Below are 17,141 nucleotides of genomic sequence, written 5' to 3'. Positions count from 1 at the left end.
TATCCATACAAGGTTCAGGCGGTCACCTTATTGTTTTCTGCCGAATACCGTGACTTTGCCGATTCGAAATCGAAAGGATCACCATACAATATATTGCGCTCAAACCCGTTCTCGATATACTCAATAAGTGGCTGAGCTCGGTTGAGCGAAAATTTACGATGGCTTCTCCCATTCACATACCCAACATCAGAAAGAATTTTCCCTGGGATTTCTACAGCACCTGAACCAAAATAATAAAAATACTCAGAAATCAGCACAGCATCTGTCTGAGTATCATTCTTTATATTATGAGGATTTGGCGAACCGTCAGGAAAACTATGATGAGAATTAAGCTGCTGCCATTCGCCATTCTCCCTCCAATAAATATTATCACCAACAATCATTTTTTTACTGCCATTTCGCAGAGGCTTTTTATCTTTATAATCCGGATTACTCCAATAGGAATCAAAAGTTTCACGGCGAGAAACCTTCATGGCAAAGACACACTTACCTGTGGCTTTTAGCCTCCCTCCTCCCATTCCGATTACCCAATCGCCAACCTTTGCCACCCTCCTGGTAATAGGCTTGCAAGTTGCTAGCGTACACAGACCGTGGAATGGATTGGGGGCAAAACCAAAATCACGGTCCACTACATACATGAATACATTAGCCATTGCTAGCACTCGGAATTTGCTGCAGCATTGACCGTACCACGCGTAGTTCCGTCGGGATTTTGAAACGTATTCTCACCGCCATCTATAGCGCCCATGATACTTTCAGAATTCCAACCCACTATTGCTGAGGCGTATTTTTCTAGGCTTGCGGGTATATCCGACTCTTTACCTCCTTGCTCATATACCCCCACGATTCGTTTTCCCTGTGCGTGCGCTTGGTCTATTTCCCAATTTACCCACGGGCGTTGGTGAGTTTGCTGTCCGATCAGGACCACCACCGTGGAAGCCCAAGAAACCTTCATACGCAACAGTCGCTTGATTGTCGATTCCTTAATCATTCCCTTGTCGAGCCGAGCCTGGTTAGCAGGTTTAGCCCGAATAGAACTATTGCGAACATCCCACCCTTTTGAACCAAGCAGCCTCGTAAACTTATCAACTAGTGCATCATCACGATGATGATGGCTTATGAACAAATGCCTACGACTTCCAGACTTACTCATCACTTAACTCTCCTTGTTACGAATAACGACTACCGAGATCGCAATTGCATGCAGCAAAAACTATGTAATTTCAGCTTCCTCCAAAACCCTCACATAATTTATTGTTTTTAAGTCTTGATCAACTACTAACACCCCTCCATTTGATTTAAGAACTTTCCTCCAGACCTCAAAACCTAAAATAATAGCTCTCTGCCACTCCCCCATGGAACGCGCCTTTACTTCCAGAAGAGAAGTAACACCTTTAATAGTTCTTAATAGCTTATAATCTAGTTCATTAACATCCTCAAGCCACTTGTGCTCTTTTGCATAATCGAACACGAGCGCTGCCACCGCCTCATCAATCACCTGAGCACGGCCTCCATCTTGTACTTCATCAACCGCAGGATCGCTTTTTCGCTTTTTCTTCATTAGGCTGCGAAGTACTGGCGACCACCCTAATACTGCGATGTATGCAAGATGAAACACATCATGAAAACGATACCCATCAGGATCTTCAGCATTGTCTGTTAGTTCGTCACCGATTTGGGTACCATTTAGAAGCATGCGAATTTTTGGCTTACCGGCAACCATCACCTCGCCTAGTTTTATCTCGAAACGTCTTGGTAACTTCTCACCTTCTGGATATCCAGCGTCGAATATCACTTCGCTTGTGTCAGTTTTGCCCCAGCGCCCATCAGCTTTAGCAAGATTTTTCTGAGCAATATCCTCCAACTTTAGATTGAATTTCTCCGCAACATTTGCTATGTACCACAGCAAATCACCAAGCTCTTCAGACACTTTGTCCTTGAATAGCAGGTGGGATTCGCCGTCACGCAAATGTTTTTTATATTCGCTAAGTAACTCCCCAGTCTCTCCCGCCAGCCCCAACAGAGGAACCATAAAGTCGGCTCCTGAGTTCCCGGTGCTCCCCAAAGGAACGCGGTCACTCACTTGAGCCAACCTCTGGTAAGAATTTAAGTCCATTTCAACTCTCCCAATTCAATAGTCCTTGTCTGTCGCCACAGATCTTATGGTCTCGAGAACGTCCAAGCGCCTTGAACTCTGCTACGACTCTTTCATTAATACCCCACTTCGGTGGATACCACGGCATATCCAACGGAGCAGTAGCATTAAATTTTTGCTTTATGCGGGTTCGGCCAGACACACCAGAAATATCAGGATGCGCAACGCGAGAATACTTATCAACTTCACAAAAAATATTCTGACAATCAATGAGCTGAAGCGGTCGCCCCCACAAAGACTCAAAATTGATTCCCAAGCGTTCAAACTCGCACTGCTGGTTTTCAGCCATCATCCGGATAAGATGCTCCCCTCCAAGTCCGCCTCCATCACCGAAACACTTTTTTAAACCATCTAGAGCTCCCGGACCTGGAACTACAAATTCCATCTCCGAAAAAGCAGTAACTTCCGAATAGTTTATATCCGTAACAAACTGATAAGCCAAAAAATTACCAATTGTAGGGTAGCTCCTAATAAGCTCAAAAGCTTGCTGCATGTTAGGCAATTTACTCAAGACTTTCGGCAACTTCTGCTCCATCATTCGCTCAAGCAACTTGAGATGATTTTGGTGCTTGGCTGAATACCCAAATGCAGAGCTACCAGGCGGCATTATGTATGCTGCGGAGTATATTCGCCCCCCTGCTCGCATAGCTTGACTTAAAACTCTATCATAGTCTGCAAACTTATAATTCCGATAGCTGACCTGGCCAAGCTCTCGCTCCAATAGTTCCCAAGTCTCGATTTTATTGAAAAACTTGAACAATAAAATTCTAAAAACCACTTCCTCAGGCGAATCACAGAGATCCGAACGATAAATAACGTTTCTGATTAAATATTGACTTACACGATCTGATGCACGATACGCATTCGTAAATTTGTAGCTACCAATAATTGGATCAGAAGTCCAAGGCGAAGCCTCAGAAAACAATCTTTTTCTAAAAACTCTTTGCCGTTCCGCTGCAAATCTCCAGTAACTTTTGTAGACAGGCGTCACGCTTAAGCCCCTGACTTCCCCTGCCTTCCAAACTAGCGAACTTGAATTCAACTCAAAACTTTCGCCGTCAGACTCAATGGCTAACCTCACGCTTTTATCTCCACCTTCGCGCACTCGCCAACGCACATTTCATCTAGAAACTTGCGTGGCAATGATTTCATTTCCTGCTCGAAGCGGACAGGCAAATTGATTCTTTTAGCTACTAAGTCGGGCAATAAAAACTGACCATGCACATAGGAGATACCTATGTCACCGACGCATAGAGACAATGATTCAGTTGACCTCATCCCTTGATGCCCTCACTAAGCCCGCCAACCTATTCGTTTGCCCTAGACTACCACGCTCATCGCTGCAAAAATGTCGATTTGCAATAGTCTAAAATCGTTCATCAGCTGCTGCACCTCAATCGTATTGGCATCCATGCCTTTCTTTGCTGACAGCCACAATTTTAGCATGCCCGCCATCCTCCGAAGGTCGACAGTGACCTTGCCCAAGTCGGCCAATGCTTGCAGGTCAACAACCGAGCGAATTGGCTCATTCAATATAACAGCTAGCAGGACGCCGACTGAGACATGCCCTTTGAGGGGCACGCTCTACCAACTCGGCGCGTTCATCCACCGTCACGAAACCTTGATGTACTCGGTCGAGGACAGGTGCGGTAGGTCGTCTTTTGCTCCTTTGTCATTCGTCTCTCGCTCATACCGGAGCGACAGCCAGTTGGCGCAGGAGCGCGCCTTTCCTTTGGTGCCGCATCGGGCTGTTGATGTTCGGTCGCGGCAGCGACGATGGCCTCGCAGAGCAAGATGCCGTCGAACCGAAGGTGAGTAAGGGGCGGTGTTGCGGGGAACAGGCGCAGCCTGTGGACCCACAACACACATCTTGCCGTCCAGCCGAGTGCAATTCAAATAAATCCAACGCTACTTCCCCCTTTAGCAACGCAACTTCGTAAGCAATTTCCTTTAATTTCTCTAATTATCCTAAAGTTGCCTTGAGCTGCATTAACCCTCTTCGGAATTGCCTTAGATTTCCTTCAATTGCCTTCAATTTACCATCAGAGTGAAATCATCGGAAAGAGCGGAAGAAGTGCAAACCAACCGTTCAAAATTTCCGATGCCCGTACCGCCCACATTGCCCTGCGCAAGAAAAAAACCATATGGTCATAAATTTCGGGCGCCGCTAGAATTCTTACAGACCGCAGCAAAATCAGAGCATTAGATAGGCACCAAAAGGAGAAACCAATTGGCTAGAAAGACCCTTTCAGAACGCAGGGCTGATGCGCTTTCCGAACTAGAAACAGCTAGGGCTCGTCTTGCAAAACTCGACAACGAGGCTGCTGAAAGAATCGGAAGAATTGCAATAAAATCAGGATTGGTTAATCTTGAACTTACGGATGATCAAGTCCGAGAGGAATTTAATAGAATCGTCGAAAAGATAAGCAAAGGAAATTGACCATGAAGACAGCTCATCGCATTACCGAATTGGCAAATCAACTCAACGAGCTGCAAGCTTGCCTAGGCCGACCCAGCAGGCGCCCTAGGGAGAAGTTTGTAACAGCCCAACGTCTTGCGGCCGAGCTGGCTTTTCTAGTTGAAGAATGGCAGCTCGAAACACTGCGTATTCCTGAAGCAGAGCGTGACATGTATCGCACACCAAACCCCTACTGCGCACTCCACTGACGACTTGGTTATCGCCAAAAAGCCCACTTCGGTGGGCTTTTTTCCTTGAATTTCACACTAAGTCAGACGACCACATGATCGCCCCCGCAAGACTAAAATCCTCAATAAAATCAGTTTTCTCCGCCCGAAACCGTTTTGATTTCGGGATACTTTCGGGACTCGATTCTTTGATTTGTATGCGGATAGAAAGCTATCCGCATATTCATAAGCTGACCATATGGGTGAATAATTGAGCTTCGGATGATGACAAAACGAGGAATTCAAGATGAAACCAGAACAGGGGAAATTATCGGCGTACACCGCCAAAAATCTTGGGCGAAGCGTGAGGCTTATCGTAGCGAGCTTATGCATTAGTTCGAGTCTCTACATAGCACCATGCCCGGCTTATGCCATCTATTGCTCAAACTGCTCAACGTTTTACCAGCAAATGTTCGAGTACGCCGAACAGGTAAACACAGCTTTGAACACTGCTGAGCAACTCCAAACCCAAATCCAGCAGTACCAAAATATGCTCACTCAGGGCTCGGGCTTACCCAATTCTATGTTTGGTAGCATCGCCGCCGATCTGAAAAGCGTGGTGAACATCTATCAGCGTTCACAAGCACTCGGCCGTCAATTTCAGAACATGGACGCGCAGTTCAACACAGCCTATCCCGGTTTCGAAGACTATCTAGCTCAAGCGGCTACCTCTGGAGAGGTGCAGACGCGGGATCGTTATGAAAGGTGGTCTGAACAAGGTCGCGACAACGTTAGGAGCGCTTTGGGTGCAGCAAATACAAACACCAGCACTTTTGAATCGGAAGATGCCCAGCTCGAACGCATGATGGCTCGTTCGCAAAATGCCACTGGAAGGATGCAGGCGATTCAGGCGGGCAACGAAATCGCATCGCAGAACGTGCAGCAACTGCAAAAACTGCGCGATCTCGTTGCCACGCAAATCAACATGCAGGGCAACTACCTAGCTCAGGAAGGGGACCGGAAGGCAGCTAGCGAAGCTGCCGAACAGCAGTTTGAAGCGCGCAAAAGCACACGCGGCGGCGTGAAGGGGTACTGAAATGACTATTTCAAGATGGCTCATAGTATTGATGTGCGCAGGGTCAGCAATGGTCGGTTCCATTTTCACCGTAGTCGTTCACAGCGACAGCGCATGTACTGCGATGACCGAGCAACAACGGCAACAGCATGACGCTGATGCCTCGTTTGAAGTGCGCCCGAACACTCGCGGCGGCGTCAAAGGGTACTAGCTATGGATCGTCGCCTATTTTTGTTACTCGTCTTGGCGAGCGTGTTCGTTAGTGCGGATGCTATTGCCTCGACTGACCTTGCCCAGGCTGATACATCCGTCCAGGGCCTACTCGACCTCGTTTTGCAACAGTCGCACCAGTGGTCAGGAAAGCTGTATGACTATGCGATCAGACTGTTCTGGCTGCTGGCCTCGACCCAGTTCATCTGGACTTTCATGCCCCTAGTTATGAAGCAAGCTGATTTCGGCGAGATTGTCGGCGAGCTGCTGCGTTTCGTACTGGTAATCGGTTTCTTCCTCGCAGTCATGAAGTACTCGGTGGAATGGTCGACAGCCATTGTCGATAGCTTCCGCGACGCGGCGGCATCAGCGAGCGGTCTCGGGCGAGCATTAGAACCCGGCGATATGCTGGCAGTTGCGTTGGATTTTGGTCGGACCATGGTGAAGGGAATTTCGGTGTTCTCTCCAGCCAAGGGGCTTCTGATCGCTGTGTGCGCGATCCTTGTGTTGGCATGTTTCGCCTTCATCGCTGCATTCATGTTTGTGACGCTCGTGGAATCTTACGTCATCATCAATGCTTCGGTGCTCTTCCTCGGCTTCGGCGGTTCACAATGGACGCGAGATTTTGCGATTGCACCTATGCGCTTCACCGTTGCGATTGGCGCCAAGCTGTTTGTACTCACCCTGATTGTCGGCCTGATCGTACAGTCGGCAAAACAGTGGTTGTCCGCTTATACCAATGACGAAGCGTCATTGATGACGATGGTCGGTTTGGCCTTGGTTTGCTGTTACCTCACCAAAACTATTCCTGACGTAATCGGCGGCATGATTAGCGGCACCTCAATGGGCGGCGGCTCGACTATAGGTGGAATGGCAGTGGCCGGTGCGGCTGGTGCAGCGGCGGCGATGGCCACGATCGCAACAGCCGGTGCAGCGGCTCCAGCGGCGGCCGGCACGCTTGGTGCAGCCGGGGCGGGTGCAGGTGCGGCCGGGGCCAGTGGCGGCCTAGCCAGTGCCATCAACTCCAGCTTTGCTGGTGCCAGCTCGGCCGGGGAAGTGGCGTCTTCCGCAGGGGGCATGGCTTCATCAGCAGGCGTTGGCACCAGTACTGGCGGCAGCGCTGCTACCAAGGGTGCTAGCTCCGCCGGTTCGCGGGTTGGCGGCGGCACCGCCAACGGGGCCCCATCACCAGCTCCCTCTCAACCTAGCAGCAGCGTACAGCAGGCCGCCAAACAGGCCGGAAAACCGGCGCAGGGAAATGATGACAAGGAACAGCCCGCTACGCCAAAAAGCGGGGCCATCGGCTCCGATAACACGCTTTCCCAAGCGGCCAGTGCTGGAGCAAAAATGCTCGGTGTGATGGCCTCGATGTCAGTGCCGGGTATGGAGAACGCACATGCCTTGTCTCTTGGCGCAGGATCTCCAGCACTTCTTCCTGACGGTAACGGTTCGGTCACTCCGACCAATGAAGTGGAGTTAGCTGCAAAATCCACACAAGAAGAATCCAATGTCATCCGTCCGGCCTCTGACACCAGCTCTACTCCCGGCCGCCTCGCATCACTCAAGTTGCCCGGCATGACCGCGAACAACCAATCGGAGAAACAACCATGAGAGAAATCCTTATGTTTGCTGGATTCGTAGTACTCGCCTCGACGTTGGCCATCGGCATGTGGGCGCTCGGTCGGTGGCTGCGCAGCAAAGGCTACGGGCCGCAGCTCGATAAGCTGGATCGCCAATATGCAGCCTTGCAGCTTCGGGTAAGCCCGCTTGCCTTGTCGGCGTCCTATCACATGTTTGCCGGGGCGCAGATCATCAATCGTCTTCCTCTGCTGGGAAGCAAGAGTAGCGCCTGTCTGAACCAGCAAGTATTAGCGGCTATACAAGCTGCGAAGGAAGCGGCGAAACATGAGAAGCGCGACAAGCTGTGACCGATGACCAGTCCCACGCAGCCCCGTCTCAGCGCGGGGCTTGCTTGCCAGACAGCGCGCCTCCTTTCGTATACCCAGCTTAGGACTCAAACAAGCTTCCGCCCTGTACCAGGGCTGCGCGAGCCATGGACAGCGCTCCGCGTTGACATACCGCCCTTGCGGCTATTGGAGACAATTCATCACGGGGGCTTCGCCATTAGTAATACGCACGGACTTGTCTCAGCCCCATTGATTACGCATCGCTGCTTGGCCATACGCTGCGGTTTGATCAATTTCTACGGCACCGACAACACGGACCATCACGTAAGCGTCTAAGCGCTTCTGTGGCGCGTTCGACGGACAATCGCCCTTCCTTTTGGTGCTAAACGGCCGTAGGCCGACTGGCAAGGCCTGACCGCGCCTAAGCGCGGGCTGTGCCGCGCAGGACTGAATATCCTGAATATCCTGCTAACTCCGGGCGGGTGTGACACGCACCGGGCGGGTGTGAAACGCTTCCGGGCGGGTGCAGCACGCCATCGGGCGGGTGTGACACGCTTCAGGTGTTGCAAGCACCGCTTTTGTAATGCGATCACCATTGAGCACAAGCCCAATTCGCCGTAGATCTTCAGCATCCTCCTTGAGCCTTTTTCGCGCATTGCGCATGTCTTGACTTGAGGCTTGTCCGGCAACCGCCACGATAACGGTGTCTAGATACCAACCACCTGCTGGCACAACTTTGTGGCTCAAAACGTGCCGAGCTACCGCTTGGCTGATGCCGTGCTGGAGGCGAGCTATGGGGGCCGGATCGTAGTACAGGCTCAGATCATGCTCAAGGAGCATCATCAGCGCAATTCCGAGCCGTACCCGCCACAGGTTCCGCTCTCCTCCTGTCAGAGGATCGGGACGTGTCATTGGTGAAGGAATAACGTGGTCAATCAATCCGCCGATGATGGGAAAGTCAAATTGTGGCGTTTCAATTGTGATCGTTGCGGCTCGCAGTTCGGCCAGCAGCTTTTCGAGCTGTGAGAAGCTGTAGCGGCTATCGGAAAGTGTCTTTCTCACCCGCGCGGGATCTACTAGAAGTTCTACGCCACCATCTGAGACAGGCCGCCGACGTTCTGCGCAGTACAGGACCGCTTCCAATATGTCCGCGTGCCTCTGCCCCAGTCGGCCCGCCACGCGGCAGCGCCCAAATGATGTCTCTGCCCAATCCCCTTCGCGCAGCCGCGGGCGCTGGCTAGGCTGATAAAGCATCACTCTGGCCTGTGCGATAGTACTGGTGGGGACCACGGCGTTACCACCGCTCATCGTCACTTCCGTTTACGACTTGCAGCGGGCTTCCGCTCCTCACTTCCGCCAATTCAACCGGCACAAGAACGCCGCCTTCCCGGCGCTGGTACCACTGGTCGAGCGGGGTGGCGTCGTAGTTCTGCTTACTAACACCAAAACGGACAAAAAAATTGCGCCTGTCGTTGCCAATAGGCTGTCGCTCATAGGTGCGATCACTCAGTCGCTTTGCCTCGTCCTCGGTCATCTTGGCCACGAAGCCGCACCAACGGGCGTTATCGATTAGAGCTGATGCACCCCGCGCTGCCTGCTGCTGATCGGTTTGAGCCTCGCGGGCGCTGCCTTTGCTGACATGATGAAGGTACAACACCGATGCTCCCGTGTTGGCCGCGACGTGCTCAAGCGTGGCGACAAGCCGTGACATGTCACCGTTGCTGTTCTCGTCACGGTCGTGAATCCGGCTGAGTGTGTCCAGTACGATCAACCGGGCACCGATGCAAAACTCGGTGATACGGGCGAGATGCCGATCATCCATTACGTTCAGCCGCTTACCCATTATTGGCTCAAGGGTGAGGTTCTTCGCGATGGATTCACGTGCCTGCTGATTCAGGTGCCGACCGATGGCATGAATCCGGCGCACCAGTGCGACTTCTGGGTCTTCTCCTGCGAAGTAGACGACGCGGCCAGCACATGCAGGGGCAAGCCCTACAAGATCCCCGCCCGCAACGCTGCATGCGATGGCCATTGCAGCTTCCAACGCCCAAAAGCTTTTGCCTGTAGCTCCGGGAGCTACCACGGCTCCTACTGTACCAGCGAGGAATCCCGGCCAAATGAAGTCTAGAGTGGGAGGCTCATTCTCAAAAGCGTCCCGTAAGTCAATCGCCACAATTCAGCCTCCCATTCCTGGCCGGGGAGCCGGGCCACTGCCCTTGCATGCATCAATCCATTCTTCGACCTCGCACAGATCCCACACGACCTTGCGGCTGCTGAGCGCTATCCGGCGAGGGAATTTTCCCTGTTTTTCAAAGTTGTAGATCGTGCGCTCGCATAGCGGAATCATTGCCAGCAACTGTTTCTTGCTGATCAGGACTTTGCTCTCTTTTCTCGATTCTTTCTCCACACCGAATACCTCGCTCCGTCATCAATCGAGGCTCGATTATTGCCCCACATTTCCGGTCTTTTCCAGCACTTTCCCGAAATCTTTCCATATAAATCAATGACTTAATCGTCCTTCAAACGTCTAGTTTCGGGACAGAAACAATCATGCAATGTCTTGTTTGTCCGCAGTTTTTTTTATGGAAATTCGAAGGAAAAAAAGTGTCCCTAAAACGCCTATTTCGGGACGAAAAAAAACCCACCGAAGTGGGCGTTTCGCCACAAACACACGGCAAGTCGTGTGCTCTGTTTGGCCAGTGAAGCTCAGAATCAATCCGCTACGCGAGGTTTCCTAAGTGTCCACTCGTCAATCATGTCCGCCCAATCCTGCAACATCGCACGGCGCTGATCGCGATATTCAGCCTTGTTGTAGACGGCTCTCACACCTTTTTGCTCGTGCGCGAGACACTTCTCGATCCAATCGGAGTTGTAGCCCGCCTCATGCAACAGCGTGCTAGCCGTGCGGCGTAGGTCGTGGGGACCGAACTTACCTAGAGGCACACCTTCCTTTTGAGCAAGACGATAGGTCAGCGTCAGTACCTGGTTGATCGTGGCTGCACTCATTGGCAAATCGGAGTCATAGCGTGACGGCAGAACGTACTCAGAACCTCCGGCCAAGGTTTTCAACGCGATGAAGAAATCCAAAGCTTGCCGGGACAGAAACACCAGATGGGGATTTCGGCGCTTCATCCGTTCTTTGGGGATTGTCCACAGCGCTTCACTGAAGTTGATCTCGCTCCATGTCGCGTTGGTCAGCTCGCTCTTACGCACCATCGTCAGCAGTAGGAGTTTGGCTGCGGCACGAACCGACGTCGCTGTCCCGATCCGGTCCATGTAATGGTACATCAGCGCGATTTCATCAGGCGTCAGCGCCCGATCGCGTGGCTCAAATTTGGCGATGCTAGCAGAGCGTACTAGGTCCGCTGGATTTTCAACTTTCTGGCCACGCTCAATGGCCCATCGGAACACCTGCAAGACGATCTCACGTGAGTGAACCGCAGTTGCGGGTGCCCCCCGCTCTACTATCGCGTCTGTTAACGCTCGCAGGTCCTCATGAGTGATTTCAGCCAGCTTCTGATTGCCAAACTTCGGCTTCAATTCGCGCTCATAGACTGACCGGCGCATATCTCGTGTCGAGTCCGCCATCTGATAGCCACGCAGCCATTTTTCAGCCCAATCATCAAAGGTCTCTGCGCCCTTCGTGCGAGCCTTCGCACGCGCCTTCTCCTTAGCAGGCGACTTACCTGCGGCGATCATCTTCTTCGCCTCTCCTAGCCGCTCACGTGCCTCTGCCAGGGTGATCCCGCCCAAGCCATAACGACCGAAGGTGATGGTCTCCTGCCGGCCATTGATGGAGTAGTTGTAGCGGAAGGAGATTGAGCCGGCCGGTGTAACCGCCACGTACAAGCCATCACGGTCAATCACCTTGTACAGCTTGTCTTGCGGCTTGAGGTTTCGAAGCTTGGTATCAGTAAGCATGGCTTCCATTTATTCCATGAAAAAATACCATGCTCTGAAAAGCGCGGAAGAATGGGGCTTAACCCCAGTAAAACCGGGCCTCTTGGCTATCCCGATACCATGCTCATCCTGAAACAAGGGACATGGTATCAAGCGTCATGCATGGCATCGGATGCAGTTGGTACCCCGTACCATGCCATAAAAAAACCATGCTTGGCGATGCAAAACGCTGCCTGTAATTGCCAGACCCCAAAAGCCAAAAGCCCGCAATTACGCGGGCTTCAGGGCATTTTTTGCTAGATCGTGCCGGGCAGTGCCGGACGCGGGATCATTCCCACTCGATCGTGGCAGGCGGCTTGCTCGACACATCGTAGGTGACGCGGGAAATACCTTCGATTTCGTTGATGATACGGCCGCTGACGGTCTCCAGCAGCTCATAGGGCAGGTGCGCCCAGCGAGCGGTCATGAAGTCCACGGTCTCGACGGCGCGCAGGGCGACAACCCAGGCGTAGCGGCGGCCATCACCGACCACACCGACCGACTTCACCGGCTGGAACACCACGAACGCCTGGCTGGTCTTGTGGTACCAGTCGGCCTTGCGCAGTTCTTCGATGAAGATGTGGTCGGCGCGACGCAGCAGGTCGGCGTATTCCTTCTTCACTTCACCGAGGATGCGCACGCCCAGGCCCGGGCCCGGGAACGGGTGGCGGTAGACCATGTCGTACGGCAGGCCCAGCTCCAGGCCGATCTTGCGCACTTCGTCCTTGAACAGCTCGCGCAGCGGCTCGACCAGCTTGAGGTTCATCTCCTCCGGCAGGCCACCGACGTTGTGGTGCGACTTGATCACGTGGGCCTTGCCGCTCTTGGCGCCGGCCGACTCGATCACGTCGGGGTAGATGGTGCCCTGGGCGAGGAACTGGATGTTCTCCAGCTTGCTGGCCTCGGCATCGAACACGTCGATGAAGGTGCGGCCGATGATCTTGCGCTTCTTCTCCGGGTCGCTCTCGCCCGCCAGGTTGGCCAGGAACTGGGCCTCGGCGTCGGCACGGATCACCTTGACGCCCATGTTCTCCTTGAACATGGCCATCACCTGGTCACCTTCGTGCAGGCGCAGCAGGCCGTTGTCGACGAACACGCAGGTCAGCTGGTCACCGATGGCGCGGTGCAGCAGCGCGGCGACCACGGAGGAGTCGACGCCGCCGGACAGGCCCAGCAGCACGTTGGCCGAACCGACCTGCTCGCGGACCTGGGCGATAGCGTCCTCGACGATGTTCGACGGGGTCCACAGGGCTTCGCAGCCGCAGATGTCCTGGACGAAACGCGACAGGATGCGCCCGCCTTGCTTGGTGTGGGTCACTTCCGGGTGGAACTGCACGCCGTAGTAGCCACGGGCATCGTCGAACATGCCGGCGATCGGGCAGCTCGGGGTGCTGGCCAGGATGTGGAAGTCTTCCGGCATCTGGGTGACCTTGTCACCGTGGCTCATCCACACGTCCAGGCCGAACACGCCGTCATCGTCGACATGGTCTTCGATGCCATCGAGCAGGCGGCTCTTGCCGACCACGTCGACGCGGGCATAACCGAACTCGCGCAGGTCGGAACCTTCGACCTTGCCACCCATCTGTTCGGCCATGGTCTGCATGCCGTAGCAGATGCCCAACAGCGGGACGCCCAGGTCGAACACCGCCTGCGGTGCGCGTGGGCTGTCGGCTTCGTGGACCGACTCGGGGCCGCCGGCGAGGATGATGCCGCGTGGGTTGAATGCGCGGATCGCTTCATCGTCCATGTCGAACGGATGCAGTTCGCAGTAGACCCCGATCTCGCGCACGCGGCGGGCGATCAGCTGGGTGTACTGGGAACCGAAATCGAGGATCAGGATACGGTGAGCGTGAATGTCGAGGGCCATGACTCAATCTCTGATACAGCTGCGAGCGTCTAGCCGCAAGCTGCAAGTTGATCGGGGGAAAACGCGGTAGCGGCTGCAGCGCAACTACCGCTTGTAGCTTGGAGCGCGTAACGGTGACTGGGATATCAACCGACGCGATAGTTCGGCGCTTCCTTGGTGATCTGCACGTCATGCACGTGGGACTCGGCCATGCCGGCACCGGTGATGCGCACGAACTCCGGCTTGGTGCGCATCTCGTCGATGGTCGCGCTGCCGGTGTAGCCCATGGAGGAACGCAGGCCGCCCATCAGCTGGTGGATGATCGCTGCCAGGGCGCCTTTGTAGGGCACACGGCCTTCGATACCTTCCGGCACCAGCTTCTCGGCACCGGCCGAGGAGTCCTGGAAGTAGCGGTCCGAGGAGCCCTGGGCCTGCGCCATGGCGCCCAGCGAGCCCATGCCGCGGTAGGCCTTGTAGGAACGGCCCTGGAACAGCTCGACCTCGCCCGGGGCCTCTTCGGTACCGGCGAACATCGAACCCATCATGACGCAGGAGGCGCCGGCGACGATGGCCTTGGACAGGTCGCCGGAGAAGCGGATGCCACCGTCGGCGATCAGCGGGACGCCAGTCCCTTCCAGGGCGGCGGCGACGTTGGCAATGGCGCTGATCTGCGGCACGCCGACACCGGCGACGATACGGGTGGTGCAGATCGAGCCCGGGCCGATACCGACCTTGACCGCGTCGGCACCGGCTTCGGCCAGGGCCTTGGCAGCGGCGCCGGTGGCGATGTTGCCGCCGATCACCTGCACCTGCGGGTAGGTTTCCTTGACCCAGCGCACGCGGTCGATCACGCCCTTGGAGTGACCGTGGGCGGTGTCGACCACCACCACGTCGACGCCCGCGGCGACCAGGGCGGCAACGCGCTCGCCGGTGTCCTTGCCGGTACCGACGGCGGCGCCGACGCGCAGGCGGCCCTGGTCGTCCTTGCTGGCCAGCGGGTAGGCCTTGGCCTTCTCGATGTCCTTGACGGTCATCATGCCCTTGAGGTTGAACTTGTCGTCGACGATCAGGACTTTTTCCAGGCGGTGCTTGTGCAGCAGCTCGCGGACTTCGTTCTTGTCGGCGCCCTCGCGCACGGTGACCAGGCGCTCTTTCGGGGTCATCACCTCGCGCACCTTGGCTTCCAGGCGGCTTTCGAAGCGCACGTCACGGGAGGTGACGATACCGACCAGGTCGCCGTTCTCCAGCACCGGCACGCCGGAGATGTTGTTCAGGCGGGTCAGCTCGAACAGGTCGCGCACGGTGGCGTCGGCGTCGATGGTGATCGGGTCCTTGACCACGCCGGCCTCGAACTTCTTGACCTTGCGGACCTCGGCGGCCTGCTGCTCGATGGTCATGTTCTTGTGGATGATGCCGATGCCGCCTTCCTGGGCCATGGCGATGGCCAGGCGCGCTTCGGTCACGGTATCCATGGCGGCGGAGACCAGGGGAATGTTCAGCTCGATGCCACGGGTCAAACGGGTCTTGAGACTGACTTCATTGGGCAGTACCTCGGAATAGCCAGGTACAAGGAGGATATCGTCGAAGGTCAGGGCTTCTTGGCTGATACGCAGCATCGCGGGGGCTCCCGGGCGGGAAAAATGGAAGCGCGCCATTATACTCATCCACGCTGCCGCGCTCAATGCAAAATAAGGGCCTCTTGTCAGCTGCGAGCATCGGGACCGAGCCGCTCGCAGCGCGTGGCTCAGCGCTTGTCGCCCAGCTTCACCTGCACCACCGCCACCGGCTGGTCCAACCAGTCGGCGAAGGTATCGAGGAAGGCCTGGGTGAAGCCGGCCTCGCCCCAGTTGTTGAAGATGAACCCCAGGTTGGAGAAGGCGCACGGCTGCAAGTAGAGGAAGCCGTTGATGTCGTCCTCGAAGCCGCACAGCGGGCAGGTGAAGTTGTCGCTCACCCCGGGCATCCACTCCTCCAGGCTCTCGAACAGCGGTTCGCCCACCTCACGCCGACATTCGGGGCAGCCGGCTTCCTCGAGAAAGCCCTCGGTAGGGGTATAGATACAGCGCTTGAGCACCACCTCCAGGCCGTTGACCGGCTCGCCGAAGGGCAGCATCTGCGGGTGCAGCGCCACCTTGCGCGCGCCCTCGGCCAGGGCATGGCCCATGCGGTTGCCGGTGCGCCCGCAGGTGCTCAGGTGCTCCTCGACGATCTTCTCGCGCACCAGCCAGCGCAGGATCGCCCGGGCGCGGGCTTCGTGCACCGGCACGGTGGACAGTTTGGGGACGATGATGCTCTGGGTGTTCATGAACGAAACGGGCCTGCGGACTGCGGTAATGGCGCAATTCTACCGCCTGCTCACGTGCCCAGATAGCGACCGATCAGCGCCACGCCGCTGGCCAGCACCAGCCAGGTGACCAACCGGACGAAGGCCTCGCGCGACAGCCTCATGGTCAGCCGCCGCCCAATCCACAGCCCGGCGAACATGACCGGCAACAGGCAACCGGCGAGCAACAGCAGGCCCGTGTCGGCATACACCCCGGCGATCAGGAACAGCGACAGGCGCACGACCGTGCTGCAACTGATCAGTGCGCTCTGGGTCGCCCGTGCCTGCTCTTTCGAGTCCAGCCGGCCACTGAGGTAGATGGCATAGAGAAAACCGCCGCTGCCGAACAAGGCACCGAACAACCCGCCCACCGTGCCCATCGGCACGGCCCAGAAACCGGACAGGTTCGCCGGCCGCACCTTCACCGCCAGGCCGTAGAGCGCGTAGGCGGTGACGAACAGCCCCATCAGCAAGAGCAGCAGGTCGGACTTGAGCCGCAGCAGGAACACCACGCCCAGCGCGCAGCCCAGGGCCATGCACGGCAGCAGGCGCAGCAACTCGCCGCGCACCACATCCCGACGGGATGGCAGCAGGTTGCCGAACGCGGCGACGAAGTCCAGCAGCACCAGCAACGGAATGACCCGTGACAGCGGCATGAAGTGGATCAGCACTGGGCCTGCGACCAGCGCGGTGCCGAAGCCGGCGATACCGAAGACGACATAGGCCACGGCCACGCCGAGCAGGATCGGCAGCCAGTCGAGGCCGGTGAAAGGCAGTTGGGCGAGCATCGAGGCGATTCCTGGGAAGACAGCGCAAGGTTAGCCATCGACGTGCCGTGCTGGCCAGGCTGTCTGTTCGTTCTGCTCTATCTCGGCAGCGCTGCACGGCTGGAGGGCCCATTGGCGGGCAAGCCCGCCCCCACGGGGAGCAGTGGTGCTCACACATTCAGGTGCCATGTCCAGGACATTGTGGGAACCGGCTTGCCGACGATGGGGCGCGAAGCGGCCCCGAATGACAGCAGATGACTGGCACGCGGACCTGCCAGCAACCGATGCACAACC

At 55.8% G+C, this 17,141-nt stretch carries 18 protein-coding genes; 5 read left to right on the top strand and 13 right to left on the bottom strand.

From position 1 onward, the window contains the following. Positions 1-14: 14 nt before the first annotated feature. The 5 genes from NJF35_RS01435 to NJF35_RS01415 form a co-directional block, all read right to left on the bottom strand. Positions 15-653 (bottom strand): hypothetical protein, encoded by a 639-nt coding sequence (locus NJF35_RS01435; RefSeq protein ID WP_253090609.1) that lies wholly within the window; start codon positions 651-653, stop codon positions 15-17. A 2-nt stretch (positions 654-655) separates the two neighbouring features. Then, positions 656-1,153 carry a TIR domain-containing protein gene (locus NJF35_RS01430; RefSeq protein ID WP_253090608.1) on the bottom strand — a complete coding sequence of 166 codons (498 nt, stop codon included), beginning with the start codon at positions 1,151-1,153 and terminating at the stop codon, positions 656-658. 60 nt (positions 1,154-1,213) lie between these two features. Then, entirely contained in the window at positions 1,214-2,032 is an 819-nt protein-coding gene (locus NJF35_RS01425) for a nucleoside triphosphate pyrophosphohydrolase family protein (RefSeq protein ID WP_253090607.1), read from the bottom strand. Between the two features lie 85 nt (positions 2,033-2,117). Continuing rightward, a complete protein-coding gene (locus tag NJF35_RS01420; RefSeq protein ID WP_253090606.1) occupies positions 2,118-3,146 on the bottom strand; it encodes a nucleotide kinase domain-containing protein in 1,029 nt (342 codons plus the stop codon). 329 nt (positions 3,147-3,475) lie between these two features. Continuing rightward, complete coding sequence (locus tag NJF35_RS01415) at positions 3,476-3,736, bottom strand: hypothetical protein (protein ID WP_253090605.1); 261 nt, start codon at positions 3,734-3,736, stop codon at positions 3,476-3,478. 649 nt (positions 3,737-4,385) lie between these two features. On the opposite strand from NJF35_RS01415, the gene NJF35_RS01410 reads away from it, so the two are divergent. The 5 genes from NJF35_RS01410 to NJF35_RS01390 all read left to right on the top strand — a co-directional run bounded on the left by NJF35_RS01410 (position 4,386) and on the right by NJF35_RS01390 (position 7,993). Then, a complete protein-coding gene (locus NJF35_RS01410; RefSeq protein WP_253090604.1) occupies positions 4,386-4,595 on the top strand; it encodes a TraC family protein in 210 nt (69 codons plus the stop codon). Positions 4,596-4,597: 2 nt separating this feature from the next. Further along, positions 4,598-4,822, top strand: a complete 225-nt coding sequence (locus NJF35_RS01405; protein ID WP_088851986.1) for a hypothetical protein — start codon at positions 4,598-4,600, stop codon at positions 4,820-4,822. 265 nt (positions 4,823-5,087) lie between these two features. Beyond that, positions 5,088-5,876, top strand: coding sequence for a P-type conjugative transfer protein TrbJ (gene trbJ, locus NJF35_RS01400; protein ID WP_088851987.1), 789 nt, complete (start codon positions 5,088-5,090; stop codon positions 5,874-5,876). A 192-nt stretch (positions 5,877-6,068) separates the two neighbouring features. Next, positions 6,069-7,676: a P-type conjugative transfer protein TrbL gene (trbL, locus tag NJF35_RS01395; protein WP_088851989.1), complete on the top strand. Its 1,608-nt coding sequence runs from the start codon at positions 6,069-6,071 to the stop codon at positions 7,674-7,676. Continuing rightward, the gene (locus NJF35_RS01390; RefSeq protein WP_253090603.1) at positions 7,673-7,993 is read left to right on the top strand and encodes a hypothetical protein; all 321 of its coding nucleotides are present in this window, start codon (positions 7,673-7,675) and stop codon (positions 7,991-7,993) included. Before trbL ends, NJF35_RS01390 begins: the two co-directional genes overlap by 4 nt. 447 nt (positions 7,994-8,440) lie before the next feature. Here NJF35_RS01390 and NJF35_RS01385 read toward each other — a convergent pair whose 3' ends face one another. The 8 genes from NJF35_RS01385 to NJF35_RS01350 form a co-directional block, all read right to left on the bottom strand. Further along, positions 8,441-9,034, bottom strand: a complete 594-nt coding sequence (locus tag NJF35_RS01385) for a hypothetical protein (RefSeq protein WP_253090602.1) — start codon at positions 9,032-9,034, stop codon at positions 8,441-8,443. Between the two features lie 232 nt (positions 9,035-9,266). Further along, positions 9,267-10,145, bottom strand: coding sequence for a helicase RepA family protein (locus tag NJF35_RS01380; RefSeq protein ID WP_253090601.1), 879 nt, complete (start codon positions 10,143-10,145; stop codon positions 9,267-9,269). A 3-nt stretch (positions 10,146-10,148) separates the two neighbouring features. Continuing rightward, positions 10,149-10,379 (bottom strand): helix-turn-helix transcriptional regulator, encoded by a 231-nt coding sequence (locus NJF35_RS01375; protein WP_088852310.1) that lies wholly within the window; start codon positions 10,377-10,379, stop codon positions 10,149-10,151. A gap of 305 nt (positions 10,380-10,684) precedes the next feature. Next, on the bottom strand, positions 10,685-11,893 hold the full coding sequence (locus tag NJF35_RS01370; RefSeq protein WP_253090651.1) for a tyrosine-type recombinase/integrase: 1,209 nt from the start codon (positions 11,891-11,893) through the stop codon (positions 10,685-10,687). Between the two features lie 307 nt (positions 11,894-12,200). Continuing rightward, a complete protein-coding gene (gene guaA, locus NJF35_RS01365) occupies positions 12,201-13,778 on the bottom strand; it encodes a glutamine-hydrolyzing GMP synthase (protein WP_225787251.1) in 1,578 nt (525 codons plus the stop codon). Positions 13,779-13,903: 125 nt separating this feature from the next. Further along, complete coding sequence (gene guaB / locus NJF35_RS01360; protein WP_225787250.1) at positions 13,904-15,373, bottom strand: IMP dehydrogenase; 1,470 nt, start codon at positions 15,371-15,373, stop codon at positions 13,904-13,906. Between the two features lie 128 nt (positions 15,374-15,501). Beyond that, complete coding sequence (locus NJF35_RS01355) at positions 15,502-16,062, bottom strand: sugar ABC transporter ATPase (RefSeq protein ID WP_225787249.1); 561 nt, start codon at positions 16,060-16,062, stop codon at positions 15,502-15,504. A 50-nt stretch (positions 16,063-16,112) separates the two neighbouring features. Beyond that, positions 16,113-16,868, bottom strand: coding sequence for a sulfite exporter TauE/SafE family protein (locus tag NJF35_RS01350; protein WP_253081234.1), 756 nt, complete (start codon positions 16,866-16,868; stop codon positions 16,113-16,115). Positions 16,869-17,141 lie beyond the last annotated feature (273 nt).

This window comes from Pseudomonas guariconensis (assembly GCF_024127895.1).
Classification (GTDB): Bacteria; Pseudomonadota; Gammaproteobacteria; order Pseudomonadales; family Pseudomonadaceae; genus Aquipseudomonas; species Aquipseudomonas guariconensis_B.
This window is presented reverse-complemented; position numbering and strand designations above follow the sequence as displayed.

What these genes read in the sequence shown, in the direction of transcription:
- trbJ (WP_088851987.1), top strand. Translation starts at nt 5,088, where the DNA reads ATGAAACCAGAACAGGGGAAATTATCGGCGTACACCGCCAAAAATCTT.
- NJF35_RS01405 (WP_088851986.1), top strand. Translation starts at nt 4,598, where the DNA reads ATGAAGACAGCTCATCGCATTACCGAATTGGCAAATCAACTCAACGAG.
- NJF35_RS01350 (WP_253081234.1), bottom strand. Translation starts at nt 16,868, where the DNA reads ATGCTCGCCCAACTGCCTTTCACCGGCCTCGACTGGCTGCCGATCCTG.
- NJF35_RS01355 (WP_225787249.1), bottom strand. Translation starts at nt 16,062, where the DNA reads ATGAACACCCAGAGCATCATCGTCCCCAAACTGTCCACCGTGCCGGTG.
- trbL (WP_088851989.1), top strand. Translation starts at nt 6,069, where the DNA reads ATGGATCGTCGCCTATTTTTGTTACTCGTCTTGGCGAGCGTGTTCGTT.
- guaB (WP_225787250.1), bottom strand. Translation starts at nt 15,373, where the DNA reads ATGCTGCGTATCAGCCAAGAAGCCCTGACCTTCGACGATATCCTCCTT.
- NJF35_RS01430 (WP_253090608.1), bottom strand. Translation starts at nt 1,153, where the DNA reads ATGAGTAAGTCTGGAAGTCGTAGGCATTTGTTCATAAGCCATCATCAT.
- NJF35_RS01435 (WP_253090609.1), bottom strand. Translation starts at nt 653, where the DNA reads ATGGCTAATGTATTCATGTATGTAGTGGACCGTGATTTTGGTTTTGCC.
- guaA (WP_225787251.1), bottom strand. Translation starts at nt 13,778, where the DNA reads ATGGCCCTCGACATTCACGCTCACCGTATCCTGATCCTCGATTTCGGT.
- NJF35_RS01390 (WP_253090603.1), top strand. Translation starts at nt 7,673, where the DNA reads ATGAGAGAAATCCTTATGTTTGCTGGATTCGTAGTACTCGCCTCGACG.
- NJF35_RS01425 (WP_253090607.1), bottom strand. Translation starts at nt 2,032, where the DNA reads ATGGTTCCTCTGTTGGGGCTGGCGGGAGAGACTGGGGAGTTACTTAGC.
- NJF35_RS01370 (WP_253090651.1), bottom strand. Translation starts at nt 11,893, where the DNA reads ATGCTTACTGATACCAAGCTTCGAAACCTCAAGCCGCAAGACAAGCTG.